The organism is Streptomyces sp. NPDC001634 (assembly GCF_040298185.1).
Lineage (GTDB): Bacteria > Actinomycetota > Actinomycetes > Streptomycetales > Streptomycetaceae > Streptomyces.
In genome coordinates, this window is the sequence record NZ_JBEOZU010000046.1 from 12,254 (window position 1) to 26,575 (window position 14,322).

The 14,322-nt window shown below is 69.7% G+C and carries 13 protein-coding genes; 2 read left to right on the forward strand and 11 right to left on the reverse strand.

Annotated elements, in window-relative coordinates:
• Positions 1–29: 29 nt before the first annotated feature.
• On the reverse strand, positions 30–371 hold the full coding sequence (locus ABT186_RS27785) for a VOC family protein (protein WP_351237563.1): 342 nt from the start codon (positions 369–371) through the stop codon (positions 30–32).
• A gap of 72 nt (positions 372–443) precedes the next feature.
• On the opposite strand from ABT186_RS27785, the gene ABT186_RS27790 reads away from it, so the two are divergent.
• Positions 444–1,475, forward strand: a complete 1,032-nt coding sequence (locus tag ABT186_RS27790; protein WP_351237561.1) for a sigma-70 family RNA polymerase sigma factor — start codon at positions 444–446, stop codon at positions 1,473–1,475.
• 262 nt (positions 1,476–1,737) lie between these two features.
• On the opposite strand, the gene ABT186_RS27795 is transcribed toward ABT186_RS27790, so the two are convergent.
• The 4 genes from ABT186_RS27795 to ABT186_RS27810 form a co-directional block, all read right to left on the reverse strand.
• The gene (locus ABT186_RS27795; protein WP_351927365.1) at positions 1,738–2,472 is read right to left on the reverse strand and encodes an SIR2 family NAD-dependent protein deacylase; all 735 of its coding nucleotides are present in this window, start codon (positions 2,470–2,472) and stop codon (positions 1,738–1,740) included.
• Positions 2,473–2,603: 131 nt separating this feature from the next.
• Complete coding sequence (locus tag ABT186_RS27800) at positions 2,604–3,344, reverse strand: hypothetical protein (RefSeq protein ID WP_351237743.1); 741 nt, start codon at positions 3,342–3,344, stop codon at positions 2,604–2,606.
• Positions 3,345–3,637: 293 nt separating this feature from the next.
• The gene (locus ABT186_RS27805; RefSeq protein ID WP_351237741.1) at positions 3,638–4,129 is read right to left on the reverse strand and encodes an NUDIX domain-containing protein; all 492 of its coding nucleotides are present in this window, start codon (positions 4,127–4,129) and stop codon (positions 3,638–3,640) included.
• A gap of 291 nt (positions 4,130–4,420) precedes the next feature.
• A complete protein-coding gene (locus ABT186_RS27810) occupies positions 4,421–5,491 on the reverse strand; it encodes an ADP-ribosylglycohydrolase family protein (RefSeq protein WP_351237739.1) in 1,071 nt (356 codons plus the stop codon).
• Positions 5,492–5,678: 187 nt separating this feature from the next.
• Between ABT186_RS27810 and ABT186_RS27815 the strand changes: the two genes are divergently transcribed.
• Positions 5,679–6,797: a glycerate kinase gene (locus tag ABT186_RS27815; protein WP_351927394.1), complete on the forward strand. Its 1,119-nt coding sequence runs from the start codon at positions 5,679–5,681 to the stop codon at positions 6,795–6,797.
• A gap of 1,084 nt (positions 6,798–7,881) precedes the next feature.
• Here the strand turns inward: ABT186_RS27815 and pssA are convergent.
• From pssA to ABT186_RS27845, 6 genes are all read right to left on the reverse strand, one after another.
• The gene (pssA, locus tag ABT186_RS27820; RefSeq protein WP_351237103.1) at positions 7,882–8,703 is read right to left on the reverse strand and encodes a CDP-diacylglycerol--serine O-phosphatidyltransferase; all 822 of its coding nucleotides are present in this window, start codon (positions 8,701–8,703) and stop codon (positions 7,882–7,884) included.
• Between the two features lie 22 nt (positions 8,704–8,725).
• Positions 8,726–9,373: a phosphatidylserine decarboxylase gene (locus ABT186_RS27825; protein WP_351927367.1), complete on the reverse strand. Its 648-nt coding sequence runs from the start codon at positions 9,371–9,373 to the stop codon at positions 8,726–8,728.
• A 170-nt stretch (positions 9,374–9,543) separates the two neighbouring features.
• Positions 9,544–10,749, reverse strand: coding sequence for an acyl-CoA dehydrogenase family protein (locus ABT186_RS27830; protein WP_351237093.1), 1,206 nt, complete (start codon positions 10,747–10,749; stop codon positions 9,544–9,546).
• 3 nt (positions 10,750–10,752) lie between these two features.
• The gene (locus ABT186_RS27835; protein ID WP_351237095.1) at positions 10,753–11,280 is read right to left on the reverse strand and encodes a MaoC family dehydratase; all 528 of its coding nucleotides are present in this window, start codon (positions 11,278–11,280) and stop codon (positions 10,753–10,755) included.
• Positions 11,281–11,295: 15 nt separating this feature from the next.
• Positions 11,296–12,261: an HpcH/HpaI aldolase/citrate lyase family protein gene (locus ABT186_RS27840; protein ID WP_351237097.1), complete on the reverse strand. Its 966-nt coding sequence runs from the start codon at positions 12,259–12,261 to the stop codon at positions 11,296–11,298.
• Positions 12,258–14,306 (reverse strand): ethylmalonyl-CoA mutase, encoded by a 2,049-nt coding sequence (locus tag ABT186_RS27845; RefSeq protein ID WP_351927368.1) that lies wholly within the window; start codon positions 14,304–14,306, stop codon positions 12,258–12,260. Before ABT186_RS27845 ends, ABT186_RS27840 begins: the two co-directional genes overlap by 4 nt.
• Positions 14,307–14,322: the final 16 nt, after the last annotated feature.

Here is a 14,322-nt window from a genome sequence, read left to right on the forward strand (position 1 = left end):
GTGCGGTGGTCGGGCGGGCAGGGGACCGGTCAGCGGCTGATTAGGCCGACGTGGTTGCCGTCGAGATCGGTGAAGACGGCGACGCGGCTGGCGGGCGTGTCGGTCGGGGAGAGGATTCGGGTGGCGCCGAGCCGCTCGGCGAGGGCGAGCGCGGCATCGACGTCGTCGACCGGGAAGTAAGCGACGAGCCCGGTGTACGGGCTGTCCGGGCCCGCCTGCCCGACCCCGCCGGTCGGTCGGCCGTCCTCGTCGCCGACCAGGGCGTAGGTGTCGTCCAGCACGTGGACCGGCCAGCCGAACAGCTCCTGGTAGAAGCGGCGGGCGCGCAGCGCGTCGGGAGTGGAGATGTCGAACCAGGCGGCACTGCTCATCGGGGTCTCCTCGGGGTGTCGGAAACGATCGGTCGAAGAGGTGACTCCCGGAGTGGGGCAGAATCGTCCCTCGTGGGCGAGGAAATTTCGGCGGGATCCGCGACGGGAGACCTGGCCAGGGCGCGCGAGGGGGACGACGCCGCGTTCACCCGCCTGGTGGCGCCGCTGCGCCGGGAGCTGCACGCGCACTGCTACCGGATGCTCGGGTCGACCCACGACGCGGACGATGCACTGCAGGAGGCGCTGCTGCGGGCCTGGCGGGGCCTGGACCGCTTCGAGGGGCGTAGTTCACTGCGCGCCTGGCTGTACACCGTGGCCACCCGCACCTGCCTGGACGCCGTCGACCGGCGCGGCAGGCGGGCGATGCCCATCGACCTCGGCCCGGCCAGCGACCACGCGGTGGTCGACGCCACCCCGCTGACCGAGGTCGCCTGGCTGGGCCCCTACCCCGACGCGGGCCTGCCCGCCGGCCCGGCCGGACCGGCCGCGCGGTACGAGCAGCGCGAGGCCGTCGAACTCGCCTTCGTCGCGGCCATGCAGCACCTGTCAGGCAACCAGCGGGCCGCGCTGCTCCTGTTCGACGTGCTCGGCTTCTCCGCCGCCGAGATCGCCACCATGATGGACACCTCCACCACCTCGGTGAACTCCGCCCTCGCCCGCGCCCGTCGACTGCTCGCCGAGCGGGTCCCGGCGCGCTCGCAGCAGCAGACCCTGCGCAAGCTCGGCGACGCCCGGGTCCGCGAGACCGTCACCGCCTTCGCCACCGCCCTGGAAAGCGGCGACGCCGACGCCCTGGTCGCCCTGCTCACCGAGGACGTCGCCTGGTCGATGCCGCCGCTGGCCCAGTGGTACCGGGGCCGGGCCGCCGTCATGGACTTCGCCGTTGAGGTCCCGCTCACCCGCTGCCCGAGCTGGCGCTACCACCTCACTTCGGCGAACGGCCAACCGGCAGTGGCCTTCTACGTGGGCGCGAGCCGGTCGGCCCCGCACCTCGCGTGGTCGATCACGGTGCTGACCCTGCGCGGCGAGCTCGTCGAAGGCCTCACCTCGTTCCTGGGCGCGGAGCACGTGCAGCGGTTCGGGCTGCAGACGGAGTGGGCTTGAGCCAACGTCAGCCCCCGAGGCCCCCAGGGTGTGGCTACGGCCGGGACCATTGAGCATGGAGGCCAGACGACGGCGTTTCCCATTCTGGAACGATCAGTTTCTGAAACGATCAGTTAGGCGTTTACCGAGTTCGGATCACGAGTCTGGACGTTCTGCTGCCCTGGCTGGATCCGGGGCGGTAGAGAGGCGGGATGGCTCGGGGTGATCTCACGGACGACGAGTGGGCGGTGATTGAGCCGTTGCTGCCGCAGCAATACGGGTCCTAGTCGCTCTGCTCGCCGAGCGCGCGCAGCAGGGCGGGCAGCGCGGTGCCGATGGGTTCCCGGATCACCTCGTCGGCGCGGTCGTCGTACGGTGTCGGTTCGGCGTTGACGATGATCAGCCGTGCCCCGTGGTCGGTGGCCACTCCCGCGAGCCCGGCGGCGGGCTGCACCTGGAGGCTGCTGCCGACCGCGATGAACACCTGGCATGCCTTGGTGATCGCGACGGCCTGGCCCAACACCACCGGGTCGAGCCGTTCGCCGAACATCACCGTGGCCGACTTGAGGATCCCGCCGCACTCCAGGCACGGCGGATCGTCCTCCCCGGCCTCGACCCGGGCGAGCGCGTCCTCCATGGGCCCGCGCGCATGACACTTCGTGCACACCACGCTGCGGGCGCTGCCATGCAGCTCCAGCACCTTGCGGACGGGCATCCCGGCGAGCTGGTGCAGCCCGTCCACGTTCTGCGTGATCACCCGCACCGGCACCCCGGACCGCTCCAGCTCGGCCACGGCCCGGTGCGCGGCGTTGGGCTCGGCCTTCAGCGTCCGGTTCTTGCGCCGCATCTGCCATGAGCGCCGCCGGACCTCCGGATCGCCCATGTAGTACTCGTACGTCACGAGCTTCTCGGCCTCCGGATCGCGCCGCCACAGCCCGTTGGGCCCGCGATAATCAGGGATTCCGGAGTCGGTGGAGATACCGGCGCCGCTCAGGATGGCGACGAGGGGCTTGGTCATGCCACCGAGGGTAGGACGGGTGATTCCGTTGCGGCGAACGGATAAACGGACTCGGTCGTGCGGGGTCAGTGATCACCACCCTCGGAAACGGCCTGGGGTTGCCACTGCATAACCGCAGGGGCGGTGGCCGGCTACTGCTCCGCCCCACCTTGCGGCGAGCCGGCATCTTGGCTCTGGTCCTGGCCCTGGGGTGTCTCTCCCTGTCCGGTCTCGTGGGTGGGTGTCGTCGACTCTGTGGGGCCTTGCGGCGAGCTGGTCTCCTGGCCTTGAGGAGTTGCTTCCTGCCCGGCCTGGTAAGTGGGTGTCGTCGACTCTGTGGGGCCTTGCGGCGAGCTGGTCTCCTGGCCTTGAGGAGTTGCTTCCTGCCCAGTCTGGTGGGTGGGTGTCGTCGGCTCCGTGGGAACCTGCTGCTCGCCGGTCTGCTGACCCTGAGCAGTCACAGCCGGCAACTGGGGCTGCTCCTTGAGCAGCTGCTGGATCCGCATTCCCTGCGCTTGCCGAATCTTTTGTATTTCCTCGATCCCTGGCTTCATTATCGCCTGCAGTGCGGAGGACCCAGGCCCCCCATATAGCGCGGCGTTCTGCCATCCGGATCGCCATCCGGCGTAGTACTTGAACTCATCCACAGTGTGGCCTTGGGCAGAGGGGATCGGAGCGGCACTGATCGGCTTGCCGGCCGCCTCTGCCGCTTCTCCCGCGGAGTAACCGGCCTGATAGGGGCTGGGGGGTGTTGGCTCGACATAGTGGCTGCTCGGGGCCGCTGTCAGCGCCGGGGCCGGTGCGGCCGAGGCATGTGAGGCAAGGCTCGGCGAAACCACCAGGGACACCACGAGTCCCGGGCCGAGCAGAAGGAACAATTGCTTGGCACGCACGACGCTCTCCTTTCACTGGAGCGTCCTTCGAAGGCGGCGCGTCGAGCCAAGCTCAAATTGCTGTGTCGCGGGGTGGTTTCTTTGCGGCCTGTGGAGTGAATCAAGTGCGGCACCTATGGAGAACCCGCAACACCTCACGCACCGCCGAGCCGCTGCTCAATCTCACCAGCTGCCCGGTTGAACCAGTAATAAAGCACTCGGTTTCGAGAAATAGAGTTCTTTGCTGTTCAGCCTTGCGCGCGGCAGCGTGCGACGCAAGAGTGCGGGCGTGTACAGGCGGGGATCCCCGCCAGTCAGCCGGCCCGGTGGCCGTTCTCCAGCTCCACCGTCCCTGTGCCCTCCGCCAGGACATCGAGCGCGGCCAGGACACGCAGGCCCAGCGTGCCCGGCAGATACTCGGAGAGCTCCTCGCGCGGCACGAGCCGCCAGGACAGCAGTTCCTCCTCCTGCAGTCGGATCGCCTTGAGGTCCTCCTCGCGGAGGACCCCTCCGTCGTACAGATACGCCACCAGCGGCGGCCGGGCCGTTCCGTGCACCCAGTCCACCGCGAGGAGACGGCCGAGCTCGACGTCGAGGCCGATCTCCTCCGCGGTCTCGCGCCGGGCGCCCTGCCGTGGCGTCTCGCCGGTGTCCGACTCGATCGTCCCGCCGGGGAGGGCCCACCCGTCGCGGTAGTTGGGCTCGACGAGCAGCACCCGGCCCTCGGTGTCGCGGAAGAGCGCCGCGGCACCGGCCAGGATGCGGGGGAGGGACGCGATGTAGGTGGCGAAGTCCGGAGTGGTCATTGAGGAAGGGTAACCAGTCGGCGCAGTCGCTCCCCGGATACGCAGCCCGGCTGCCGGGAAGTGGCAGACCAGGCTCAGGGGTTCGTCGACCGGCTCGGTCAAGCGCGGGTTGTCCGGTTCGTACGCCGCCTGGTGCCGCAGCACTTCGGCCATCCACGCGTCTCCGCGTCCCAGCCGGGCATCGGCGCACAGACACCCGGCTCGCGGAACAGCATCCACGCACCGTTGAGCTCACGGGACGGCCGGGGAGAGCCGAGTACGGCCACGGCTCACCTACGACTCACTTACGACTCAGTCGGCTCCGGCCTCCGCCAGCCGTACCGTCCGTTCCGCCAGCTCGCTGATACGGGCGCCGTCGAAGCCGAAGACGGCGCTGCGGACCGTGTCCTCCAGGGGGTCCTTCCACTGGGCGGGGATGGCCTGCGCCCCGCCCAGGACGCCCGCGACCGAGCCCGCGGTAGCGCCGTTGGAGTCGGTGTCCAGGCCGCCGCGGACGGTCAGGGTGATCGTCCGGGTGAAGTCTCCGTCGCCGTACAGGAGCCCGGCGGTGAGGACCGCCGCGTTCGGAACGGTGTGGATCCAGCCGAGCCCGGCCGTCTCCCCGGACAGGGTGTCGAGCGTCTCCTCCCAGCTCATCCGGGTCTCGTGGAGCGAGATCACCCGGCGTACGGTGCGGGCGAGGCGGCTGCTGGCAGGGATCACCGTCAGCGCCGTGTCCAGGGTGTGGCGGACCGTGGGAGCGGTGAACGCCGCCGAGACCAGTGCCGCCGCCCACATCGCCCCGTACACCCCGTTCCCGGTGTGGGACAGGACCGCGTCCCGGCGGGCCAGCGAGGCGGCGCGGCGCGGGGCGCCCGGGGAGGTCCAGCCATAGATGTCGGCGCGGATCAGGGCGCCGATCCACTCCTGGTAGGGGTTGTCGTACGTGGCCGTCAGCGGTGGCTTGAGGCCGTTGGCGAGATTGCGGTATGCGGCGCGCTCGGCCGTGAACGTCTGCAGATACGGCAGCCGCAGCAGCCACAGTTCGCCGACCTGCTCGGTGCTGAAGTCGAAGCCGTGCGTCTCCAGCAGGTCGAGTCCGAGGATCGAGTAGTCGACGTCGTCGTCGCGGCAGCTGCCGTGGATGCGGCCGCGCACGCACTGGCGCCACTCGGGGCGCAGCTCGAAGCCGTCGGCCTCGGTGGCGGGCTCGGGCAGATAGTCGGTGAGCGGCAGGGCCGAGGCCTGCCGCAGATAGCGGTCGATGCGGTCCCGCGTCCACAGGTCGCCCTGCTCGACCGGCTTGCCGAGCATGTTGCCCGCGATCCGGCCCAGCCAGCCGCCGAGGACGCGGTCGGCGAGATCCGTGCCCACAGGGGTCATGGCTCCGGTTTACCCAATTCCGCGGGTGGCCGCGAGGTGTCCCGTGGGCCGGACGGGGCATGACGGCGGAGGCGTCCTCCGGTTAAGGTCGCAGCGGCGCGACTGCCTTGACATGCGCAAGGCTTGGAGAGCAAGGGGAGTGCACGTGGCGGACGCTGCAGTGAACGACACCCGAACGGCACAGCGGGTGCTCATCGCCGCGGACAAGTTCAAGGGGTCGCTGACGGCCGTACAGGTCGCGGAGCGGGTGACGACGGGGCTGCGCAGAGTCGTGCCGGGCCTGGAGATCGAGGCGCTGCCCGTGGCCGACGGCGGCGACGGAACGGTGGCCGCGGCGGTCGCGGCCGGATTCGAACGACGTGAGGCACTGGTCGCGGGTCCGCTCGGCCAGGAGGTGACGGCGGCGTTCGCGCTGCGCGGCGACACCGCGGTCGTGGAGATGGCGGAGGCGAGCGGGCTGCAGCGGCTGCCGGCCGGGGTCTTCGCACCGCTGACGGCTTCCACGTACGGTTCCGGGGAACTGCTGCGGGCCGCGCTGGACGCCGGGGCGCGGACGATCGTGTTCGGGGTCGGTGGGAGTGCGACGACGGACGGGGGCGCGGGCATGCTGTCCGCGCTGGGCGCGCGCTTCCTGGACAGGCAGGGCGAGCCGGTGACCCCGGGCGGCGGAGGACTGGCGGAACTCGCCCGCGCCGACCTGTCGGGCCTGGACCCGCGGCTGTCCTCGGTGGACCTGGTGCTCGCGAGCGACGTCGACAATCCGCTGACCGGGCCGAAGGGCGCGTCGGCGGTCTACGGGCCGCAGAAAGGTGCGTCGCCGGACGAGGTGGAGGCACTGGATGTGGCGCTCGCGCACTACGCGAAGGTGCTGGAGGAGGCGATCGGGCCCAGGGCGGCGGAGTACGCCACGTCTCCGGGCGCGGGCGCGGCCGGTGGCATCGGGTATGGCGCGCTCCTGCTGGGCGCCCGCTTCCGGCCCGGTATCGAGGTCATGCTGGACGTCCTGGGCTTCCAGCCGGCGCTGGAGCGGGCCTCGCTGGTGATCACGGGCGAGGGCTCGCTGGACGAGCAGACGCTGCACGGCAAGGCCCCGGCGGGGGTCGCCGCGGCCGCGCGGGCGGCCGGCAAGGAGGTCGTGGCGGTCTGCGGCCGCCTGGCGCTGCCGCCGGAGGCTCTGGGCAGGGCGGGCATCCGGCGGGCGTACCCGCTCACGGAGGTCGAGCCGGACGTCGCGAAGTGCATCGCGGATGCGGGGCCGATCCTGGGGCGGGTGGCGGAACGGATCGCCCGGGACTTCCTGGTCTGACCCGGGCTTCCCTCGCCCCCGCCGCCCCTGCCCGTCCCATCCCAGGGGCTCCGCCCCTTCGACCCCACCAGGGGGCTCCGCCCCTTGGCCCCCGGCGGGGATTGCGTCCCCTGCACCCCTGCGCGGGCTGCGTCCCTTCGTGGCGTCCGGGGGCTTCGCCCGTTTGGTGACTGGTGGGGGCTGCGTCCGCTGCAAGCATGCGCGGGGTTGTGTCCCGTCGTTGCCTTCGGGGATTGGGTCCCCCTGCGCGTTTGTGGGAGCTTTGCCTCTTCGGCATCGCGGGGTTGCGTCCCTTGCCCTTGCTCGGGGCTCCGCCCCTTCGACCCCACCAGGGGGCTCCGCCCCTTGGCCCCCGGCGGGGACTGCGTCCCCTGCGCCCTTGCCGGGGCTCCGCCCCTTCCGCCCGGCGGGGGCTGCGTCCGCGTGCACCCCGCTGGGGCTCTGTCTCTTCGGCGCGGCGGGGCTGTGTCGCGTGCACGCTGCGCGGGGCTTCGCCCCATCAGGGCCCGTAGGGACTGCGTCTCCTCCACCCCTGCCCGGGGCTTCGCCCCTTCAGGGCCCACCGAGACCCCCTCCCCGCGCCTCCGCCCCTGGCCCCGGCGGGAGACTCCGTCCCCTGTACCCCTGGCGGGGCTCGCCGCTGTGTCCCTGGCGGGGCTCGCCGCTGTGCCCCTGGCGGGGCTGGCCGCTGTGCCCCTGGCGGGGCTGGCCGCTGTACCCCTGGCGGGTCCCGCCCCTGCACCCTCCGTGGGGTCCCGCCCCTGCACCCTCCGTGGGGGCCCGCCCCTGTACCCCCCCGGGGGGCCCGCCCCTGCACCCCCCGCGGGGCCCGCCCCAGCCCCCGTTGCGGGGGTCGGCCCCCGGAGGGGCCGGTGGCTGCCGGAGCTCCACTCCTCAAACGCACCGGAAGGGCTCTACTTCACGAGCTGGATTGCTCCAGCCCGGCCAGGCACACACCAGCCCGTCCGGCGTTCGACGACGAGGCCGTCAGGCCGGAGCGGGGGTCTGGGGGCGGCAGCCCCCCGGGCACCAAACGAAAGGGCCCCGAACCGCTCGGTTCGGGGCCCTCGGCGTCGTAGGACCGCTACGGCAGCTGCGCCGCACGCGCCTCGCGGCGGTTGTCGCGGAAGTTGTTCACGCGGCGCGCCGTCGCGAACAGCGGGATCACCGCGCCCATGACCAGCTGCAGCGCGCAACCCGTCTGGAGCAGCAGCTGGCCGCTCGGGGCGTCGAAGGCCCAGGCCGCCAGGAGACCCATCGACAGGACGATCCAGGTCAGCATCGCCACCGCCAGGCGGCCCCGCGGCTTCGGGTACTCCACCCGGCTCACCATCAGCCACGCAGTGCCCAGAATCGCCAGCAGCGTGGCGAAGAACGGCAGCTCCAGCAACACGATCGAGACGACCGTCAGCGCGCCGAACGGTGAGGGCATGCCCTGGAACATGCCGTCCTTCATCGTCACGCACGAGAAGCGTGCGAGACGCAGGACCACCGCCAGCAGCACCACGATCGCGCCCAGCGCCGCCACTCGCTGGTGCGCGTCGTCCGCCACCATGCCGTAGACCAGGACGAAGTACGCCGGGGCCAGCCCGAAGCTGATCAGGTCCGAGAGGTTGTCCAGCTCCGCGCCCATCGGAGAGGAGCGCAGCTTCCTCGCCACCAGGCCGTCGAACAGGTCGAAGACCGCGGCGCAGAGCATGAGGATGACCGCCGTCGCCGCGCTGTGGCGCGCCATGCCCGCCGACTCGTCGTTGCCCGTCAGGTGCGGGATCAGGATCCCGGTGGTGGTGAAGTACACCGCCATGAAGCCGCACGTGGCGTTACCGAGAGTGAGCGTGTCCGCTATTGAGAGACGGAGCGAGAGAGGCATCTCCTCCTCGTCGTCCACCTCGTCGGCCTCCGGCACCCAGCCGGACTTGGTATCGGGATCAATCACGGTCAAGACGAGTCACCCCAGCCACGGTCTTCTGGCCGACCTCCACCGCGATGTCGACACCCTCAGGAAGGTAGATGTCGACGCGCGAGCCGAAGCGGATCAGACCGATACGGTCGCCCTGCTCGACCTTGGTGCCCTGGGGCACGTACGGCACGATGCGGCGGGCCACCGCGCCGGCGATCTGGATCATTTCGATGTCGCCCAGTTCGGTGTCGAAATGCCAGACTACGCGCTCGTTGTTCTCGCTCTCCTTGTTGAAGGCGGGAACAAAGCCACCCGGGATGTGCTCGACCGACGTGACCGTGCCGGACAGCGGCGCGCGGTTGACGTGGACGTTGAGCGGGCTCATGAAGATCGCGACGCGGGTGCGTCCGTCCCTCCACGGCATGATGCTCTGCACCACACCGTCGGCGGGGGAGATGACCCGGCCCTGGGCGATCTCGCGCTCGGGGTCGCGGAAGAACCACAGCATGCCCGCCGCGAGCGCGGTGGCGGGCACGGCCACGGCCTTGGCGGCGCCGGAGCGGCGCGCCCGGGCCAGGCTGAGTGCTGCGGTGGCAACGGTCGGGAGAAACCACGGCGATGCTCCGCGCGCGAGGCGGACCCGGCCGCGTGGTGCAGAGGTTTGGCTGTGGGGCATGGATGACCTTCGTAGCGGATGATGCCGCGCTTCAACGGGGGACGGCGGCTTTCCGGCGATCGTACCGGTCGCGGACCGCAACTGGGCAAGCCAGGAAGCCGAGTCGGCGGCCGAAGACTGTTGACGGGGTGTGATCTTCTTCGCGAAGAAAACACCCCGTATCAGGATATCTAGCCTTGGAGCCGATACTCTTCGAGCAGTCGGCGGCCGATGATCATTTTCTGGATTTCGGCGGTACCTTCACCGATCAGCAGCATCGGGGCCTCGCGGTAGAGGCGCTCGATCTCGTACTCCTTCGAGAAGCCGTAGCCGCCATGGATCCGGAAGGCATCCTCCACGACCTCCTTGCAGTACTCGGAGGCGAGGTACTTCGCCATTCCTGCTTCGAGGTCGTTTCGTTCCCCGGAGTCCTTTTTGCGCGCTGCGTTCACCATCAAGGCGTGAGCGGCCTCGACCTTTGTGGCCATTTCCGCCAGTTTGAACTGAATGGCCTGGTGCTGTGCGATCGGCTTGCCGAAGGTGTGCCGCTGCTGGGCGTAGGAGACGCCCAGTTCGAAGGCGCGCTGAGCGACACCGCAGCCACGCGCCGCTACGTTCACCCGGCCGACCTCGACCCCGTCCATCATTTGGTAAAACCCACGGCCGGTGACCCCGCCGAGCACCCGATTGGCCGGAATGCGCAGACCGTCCATGATCAGTTCAGTGGTGTCGACACCCTTGTAGCCCATCTTGTCGATCTTCCCCGGGATGGTGAGGCCGGGGCGGACCTCGCCGAAGCCGGGCTCCTTCTCGATCAGGAAGGTCGTCATCGACTTGTGGGGGGCCGTGCCCTCGGGGTGTCCTTCGTCACTCCGGACGAGCACGGCGACGAGCGAGGACGTGCCGCCGTTCGTCAGCCACATCTTCTGACCGTTCAGGACGTACTCGTCGCCGTCCTTGACCGCCTTCGACGTGATCGCCGACACATCGGAGCCCAGACCCGGCTCCGACATCGAGAAGGCGCCCCGGATCTCGCCCAGCGCCATCTTCGGCAGGAAGTACTCCTTCTGCTCCTGCGTGCCGTGCTGCTTGAGCATGTACGCCACAATGAAGTGCGTGTTGATGATGCCGGAGACCGACATCCAGCCGCGGGCGATCTCCTCCACGCACAGCGCGTAGGTGAGGAGTGACTCGCCCAGGCCCCCGTACTCCTCCGGGATCATCAGACCGAACAGGCCCAGCTCCTTGAGGCCGTCGACGATCTGCTGCGGGTACTCGTCGCGGTGCTCCAGCTCGGTTGCGACCGGGATGATCTCCTTGTCCACGAAGTCGCGGACGGTGGAGAGGATCTCCTGCTGGATGTCGGTCAGACCGGCGGTCTGGGCGAGACGGGCCATGGCTTACTTCTCCGTGTTCTTTTCCGCAGGTGCGGTCAGCTCCGGGCGGCCGGGCTGCTCGCCGCCGCGCTCCTTGATGTACGTCTCGGTGGGCACCATCACCTTGCGGCGGAACACGCACACCAGCGTGCCGTCCTGCTTGTAGCCCTTGGTCTCGACATGGACGATGCCGCGGTCGTTCTTCGACTTCGACGGCCACTTGTCGAGCACGGTCGTCTCGCCGTAGATCGTGTCGCCGTGGAACGTGGGCGCCACGTGCTTGAGCGACTCGATCTCCAGGTTGGCGATCGCCTTGCCGGAGACGTCCGGGACGGACATGCCGAGCAGCAGCGAGTAGATGTAGTTGCCCACGACGACGTTCTTGCCGAAGTCCGTCGTCTTCTCCGCATAGTTCGTGTCCATGTGGAGCGGGTGGTGGTTCATGGTGAGGAGACAGAACAGGTGGTCGTCGTACTCCGTGACCGTCTTGCCCGGCCAGTGCTTGTACGTCGCCCCGACCTCGAACTCCTCGTAGGTCCGTCCGAACTGCATCGCGCTCAGGGCTCCTTAGCTGACGGGGATCTCGAACGTGCTGGTGCGCTGCATGCCGGCGGCGCGGCCCTTGCCCGCGATGACCAGCGCCATCTTGCGGCTCGCCTCGTCGATCATCTCGTCTCCGAGCATCGCCGAGCCCTTCTTGCCGCCCGCCTCGGACGTGCAGTACTCGTACGCGTCCAGGATCAGCTCGGCGTGGTCGTAGTCCTCCTGCGATGGCGAGAACACCTCGTTGGCGGCGTCCACCTGACCCGGGTGGAGCACCCACTTGCCGTCAAAGCCGAGCGCGGCGGCACGGCCGGCCACCTCGCGGAAGCCGTCCACATTGCGGATCTGCAGGTAGGGGCCGTCGATCGCCTGGAGGTTGTTGGCGCGGGCGGCCATCAGGATCTTCATCAGGATGTAGTGGTAGGCGTCCGCCGGGTAGCCGGGCGGCTGCTCGCCCACGACCAGCGACTTCATGTTGATCGACGCCATGAAGTCGGCCGGGCCGAAGATGATCGTCTCGGTGCGCGGGGACGCCTGGGCGATCTCATTGACGTTGTTGAGGCCCTGGGCGTTCTCGATCTGCGCCTCGATACCGATGCGGCCGACCTCGAAGCCCATCGTCTTCTCGATCTGCGTCAGCAGCAGGTCCAGGGCGACGACCTGCTCGGCGTTCTGCACCTTCGGCAGCATGATGCAGTCGAGGTTGGGACCCGCTCCCTCGACGACCGTCACGACATCGCGGTACGTCCACTCGGTCGTCCAGTCGTTGACGCGCACGACCCGCGTCTTGCCCGTCCAGTCACCCTCATTGAGGAACTTGACGATGGTGTGCCGCGCCTCGGGCTTGGCGAGCGGCGCGCACGCGTCCTCCAGGTCCAGGAAGACCTGGTCGGCGGGGAGGCCCTGCGCCTTCTCCAGGAAGCGGGGGTTCGAGCCCGGTACCGCCAGGCACGAGCGCCGCGGGCGAAGGCGGTTGACAGGCGTGGTCATGCGGGGACCTCCAGGGGGTCGAGCTTGTTCGCTTTCCGGATCTCGTCGACGATACGGCCGATGATCCCGGTGATGTCGAAGTCCTTCGGGGTGAAGACCGCGGCCACTCCCGCGGCCCTGAGCTGCTCGGCGTCGCCGTTCGGGATGATCCCGCCGGCGATCACCGGGATGTCGGCCGCACCGGCCTCGCGCAGCCGCTCCAGCACGTCCGGCACCAGCTGGGCGTGCGAGCCGGAGAGGATGGACAGACCGACCGCGTGCACGTCCTCCGCGAGGGCCGCGTCCACGATCTGCTCGGGGGTGAGCCGGATACCCTGGTAGACCACCTCGAACCCGGCGTCACGGGCCCGCACGGCGATCTGCTCGGCGCCGTTGGAGTGACCGTCCAGGCCCGGCTTGCCCACCAGGAAGCGGAGCTTGCCGACACCGAGGTCCTGAGCCGTCATATCCACCTTGCGGCGCACCTGGGCCAGCGCCGTGCCCTCCTCGGCGGTCACCGCGACCGGCGCGGACGAGACCCCGGTCGGTGCGCGGAACTCGCCGAACACCTCCCGGAGCGCCCCGGCCCACTCGCCGGTCGTGACCCCGGCGCGGGCGCACTCCAGGGTGGCCTCCATCAGGTTGTCGGTGCCCTTGGCCGCCTCCTTCAGCCGCTCCAGCGCCTTGCAGGGGCGCGGGTGGTTGAAGGGCGGCTGGTAGCGAGTGTCGCGCCAGCGCTGGAGGGAGGCGATGACGCGGGCCTCGACCGCCGGGTCGACGGTCTGGATCGCGGTGTCCAGATCTGCCGTCAGGGGGTTCGGCTCGGTCGTCTCGAAGATGTTGACGCCGACGATCTTCTCCTGACCGGACTCGATACGGGCCCGGCGTGCCGCGTGCGAGGCGACGAGCTGCGACTTGAGGTAGCCGGACTCGACGGCGGCCATCGCGCCGCCCATCTCCTGGATCCGCCCGATCTCGGTGAGCGACTCCTCGACCAGCTGGTCGACCTTGGCCTCGATGACCTTCGAGCCCTCGAAGATGTCGTCGTACTCCAACAGGTCGCTCTCGTGGGCGAGCACCTGCTGGATGCGCAGCGACCACTGCTGGTCCCAGGGCCGGGGCAGGCCCAGCGCCTCGTTCCAGGCCGGGAGCTGCACGGCACGCGCGCGTGCGCCCTTCGAGAGGGTCACGGCCAGCATCTCGAGAACGATCCGCTGGACGTTGTTCTCCGGCTGGGCTTCCGTCAGGCCGAGGGAGTTGACCTGGACGCCGTAGCGGAAGCGACGGTGCTTGGGGTCCTCGATGCCGTACCGCTCGCGCGTGATCTTGTCCCAGATCCGCCCGAACGCCCGCATCTTGCACATCTCCTCGATGAAGCGGACACCCGCGTTCACGAAGAAGGAGATACGGCCGACGACGTCGCCCATGCGCTCCTGCGGAACCTGGCCACTGTCGCGCACCGCGTCGAGGACGGCGATCGCCGTCGACATCGCGTACGCGATCTCCTGCACCGGCGTGGCGCCCGCCTCCTGCAGGTGGTAGCTGCAGATGTTGATCGGGTTCCACTTGGGGATGTGGGAGACCGTGTACGCGATCATGTCCGTCGTCAGCCGGAGCGAGGGTCCCGGCGGGAAGACGTGCGTACCGCGGGACAGGTACTCCTTGACGATGTCGTTCTGGGTCGTGCCCTGGAGCTTGGTGATGTCCGCGCCCTGCTCCTCCGCGACGACCTGGTAGAGCGCCAGCAGCCACATGGCCGTGGCGTTGATGGTCATCGAGGTGTTCATCTGCTCCAGGGGTATGTCCTGGAACAGCCGACGCATGTCACCGAGGTGCGCGACCGGCACCCCGACCCGGCCGACCTCGCCGCGGGCGAGGACGTGGTCGGAGTCGTAGCCGGTCTGCGTCGGCAGGTCGAACGCCACCGACAGACCCGTCTGGCCCTTGGCGAGGTTGCGCCGGTACAGCTCGTTGGACGCCTCGGCCGTGGAGTGACCGGCGTACGTGCGCATCAGCCACGGCCGGTCCTTCTCCCGCCTGCCCTCGGCGGTCTGGAGCTCAGTCATCTATGACCTCTGGTGT

Excerpts from the sequence above, each read along its gene's own strand:
- ABT186_RS27845 (WP_351927368.1), bottom strand. The coding sequence starts at position 14,306 with ATGACTGAGCTCCAGACCGCCGAGGGCAGGCGGGAGAAGGACCGGCCG.
- ABT186_RS27805 (WP_351237741.1), bottom strand. The coding sequence starts at position 4,129 with ATGACCACTCCGGACTTCGCCACCTACATCGCGTCCCTCCCCCGCATC.
- ABT186_RS27830 (WP_351237093.1), bottom strand. The coding sequence starts at position 10,749 with ATGGCCCGTCTCGCCCAGACCGCCGGTCTGACCGACATCCAGCAGGAG.
- ABT186_RS27810 (WP_351237739.1), bottom strand. The coding sequence starts at position 5,491 with ATGACCCCTGTGGGCACGGATCTCGCCGACCGCGTCCTCGGCGGCTGG.
- ABT186_RS27825 (WP_351927367.1), bottom strand. The coding sequence starts at position 9,373 with ATGCCCCACAGCCAAACCTCTGCACCACGCGGCCGGGTCCGCCTCGCG.
- ABT186_RS27835 (WP_351237095.1), bottom strand. The coding sequence starts at position 11,280 with ATGCAGTTCGGACGGACCTACGAGGAGTTCGAGGTCGGGGCGACGTAC.
- ABT186_RS27785 (WP_351237563.1), bottom strand. The coding sequence starts at position 371 with ATGAGCAGTGCCGCCTGGTTCGACATCTCCACTCCCGACGCGCTGCGC.
- ABT186_RS27795 (WP_351927365.1), bottom strand. The coding sequence starts at position 2,472 with ATGACCAAGCCCCTCGTCGCCATCCTGAGCGGCGCCGGTATCTCCACC.
- ABT186_RS27840 (WP_351237097.1), bottom strand. The coding sequence starts at position 12,261 with ATGACCACGCCTGTCAACCGCCTTCGCCCGCGGCGCTCGTGCCTGGCG.